This window comes from Streptomyces sp. PA03-6a, assembly GCF_033792765.1.
Classification (GTDB): domain Bacteria; phylum Actinomycetota; class Actinomycetes; order Streptomycetales; family Streptomycetaceae; genus Actinacidiphila.
Genome location: NZ_JARAVK010000514.1, coordinates 1 through 2,187, shown reverse-complemented (window position 1 = coordinate 2,187; position 2,187 = coordinate 1). Strand labels below are relative to the sequence as shown.

Below are 2,187 nucleotides of genomic sequence, written 5' to 3'. Positions count from 1 at the left end.
CCTCCTTTTTCTTTCTTGGTTAATTTTTTTTTAGAGACACCGCCCGACCCGCACCCCGAACATCCGGGCCACCTCGGGGGAGAACGCCGCCGCCCGCATCCGCAGCCCCACCGGGGTGACCCTGAAGAGCAGCACGAGCAGCGCCATCACCACGAGCACGGCCCCGATGACGAACAGGTCCGAGGGCGACAGCAGCAGCCTCGCGCCGCCCACCGTGAAGCCCTTGATGCCGAGCAGCGGCGGGAAGGAGCGCGGCGAGCCGCCCCACACCATCCCGGCCACCGCCTGCAGGAACAGCAGCAGTCCGAGGGTGACGATCACCGCGTTCATCGGCGGCCCGTTCTCGACCGGGCGGACCAGCACCCGCTCCACGACCGCCCCCAGGACGAACCCCGAGACGAGGGCGGCCAGCAGCCCGAGCCAGTACGAACCGGTCGCGTTGATCACGCCGAGGGCGACGAAGGTCGTGATCATCAGCATGCCGCCCTGGGCGAAGTTGACGATCCGGGTCGCCCGCCAGATGAGCACCAGGGCCAGCGCGACCGCGGCATAGACGATGCCGCTGCTCACCCCGCCCAGTGTCAGATTGATGAAGTACATTCAGAACCCCAGATAGGCGTGGCGGAGGTCGTCCGCGGTGGCGAGGCTCGCGGCCGCGTCGGACGCGACCACCCGCCCCAGGTTCAGCACGACGCCGTGGTCCGCGACGGACAGGGCGCTGCGCGCGTTCTGCTCCACCAGGAGCACGGTGAGCCCCTGCCGCTCCCGCAACTCCCGCAGGACCGCGAGGATCTGCGCGGTGACCCGGGGAGCGAGCCCCAGCGACGGCTCGTCGAGCAGCAGCAGCCGCGGCCGGGTCATCAGCGCCCTGCCGATGGCGAGCATCTGCCGTTCGCCGCCGGAGAGCGTCTCCGCGAGCCGTGCGCGCCGCTCGGCCAGCGCGGGGAAGAGGGCGTAGACCTCCTCCAGACCGGTGGACTGCAGCGCCCTGCGCTCGCGCCGGTTCCGCCACAGGACGCCCAGCCGGAGGTTGTCGTGGACGGTCAGCTCGGTGATGACCCCGCGGCCCTCCGGCACATGGGCCAGGCCCAGCCGTACGACCTCCTCGACGGGCAGCCGGGTGATGTCGGTGCCGTCGAGCAGGACGCTGCCGGAGCGGGGCCGGACGAGCCCGTTGACGGTACGCAGCAGCGTGGTCTTGCCGGCGCCGTTGGCCCCGAGTACGGCGGTGATGCTGCCCTGGTCCACGGTGAGGGACACCTCGTCCAGGGCCCGCACCATGCCGTAGGAGACGGAGAGTTCGCGGACCTCAAGCACGGGAGGACTCCTCTCGTGCACCGGGCGCCGCCGGTGCCGCGGTGTCGGCCGGCGCCGGTGTCCCCTCGGTGACCTCGTCGCCGAGGTACGCCTCGGTCACCAGCGGGTCGTCGCGCACCTCGTCCGGGGTGCCGTAGGCGATGACCTTGCCGAAGTCGAGGACCAGGACCCGGTCGCAGACCCGCATGACCAGGTCCATGTGGTGCTCGACGAGGATGACCGACATCCGTTCGCGCAGCCCCGAGATGACCTCGCCCAGGTCGCGCATGCCGTCCTCGGACAGCCCCGAGGCCGGTTCGTCGAGCAGCAGCAGCCGCGGCTCACCTGCCAGCGCCCGGGCGAGCGCCACCTGCTTCTGCACTCCGTAGGGGAGTTCGCCGGGGAGCCGGCCGGCGGCGTCCTCCGCGCCGAGCTCGCGCAGGACGGCCAGCGAACGGTGACGCAGCAAGCGCTCGTCGCGGTCCGAGCGGGGCAGGCCCAGCAGGGCGGAGGTGAAGCCCGCCCGCGCGTGCCGGGTCGCCCCGACCATGACGTTCTCCAGCACGGTCAGCCGGGGGAACAGCCCGAGACCCTGCAGGGTCCTGGCGATGCCGAGCCGGGCCAGCTGGTGCGGCCGCGGCCAGGGCAGTGCCCGGTCCTGCCAGTGCAGCGTCCCGGCGGCCGGGCGTACGAAGCCGCACACCGCGTTGAACAGGGTCGTCTTTCCGGCCCCGTTGGGCCCGATGACGCCGAGCACTTCGCCCGGCCGGACCGACAGGGACACCGCATCGAGCGCGGACAGGCCTCCGAAGGAGACCTCGAGTCCGTCGATGCGCAGGAGGCTTTCCACCAGTCACCCTTCCTTGGGAGTTCGGCGGGGTGGTACGGGAC

General features: G+C 71.6%; 3 protein-coding genes. All 3 read right to left on the bottom strand.

The features are described 5' to 3' along the window. Window positions 1-30: 30 nt before the first annotated feature. The 3 genes from PV350_RS46190 to PV350_RS46180 are packed head-to-tail and all read right to left on the bottom strand — an operon-like array spanning window position 31 to window position 2,146. Window positions 31-570 (bottom strand): branched-chain amino acid ABC transporter permease, encoded by a 540-nt coding sequence (locus tag PV350_RS46190; RefSeq protein WP_500339260.1) that lies wholly within the window; start codon window positions 568-570, stop codon window positions 31-33. Between the two features lie 30 nt (window positions 571-600). Continuing rightward, a complete protein-coding gene (locus tag PV350_RS46185) occupies window positions 601-1,317 on the bottom strand; it encodes an ABC transporter ATP-binding protein (protein ID WP_500339259.1) in 717 nt (238 codons plus the stop codon). After that, window positions 1,310-2,146 carry an ABC transporter ATP-binding protein gene (locus PV350_RS46180; protein ID WP_499515120.1) on the bottom strand — a complete coding sequence of 279 codons (837 nt, stop codon included), beginning with the start codon at window positions 2,144-2,146 and terminating at the stop codon, window positions 1,310-1,312. Before PV350_RS46180 ends, PV350_RS46185 begins: the two co-directional genes overlap by 8 nt. Window positions 2,147-2,187 lie beyond the last annotated feature (41 nt).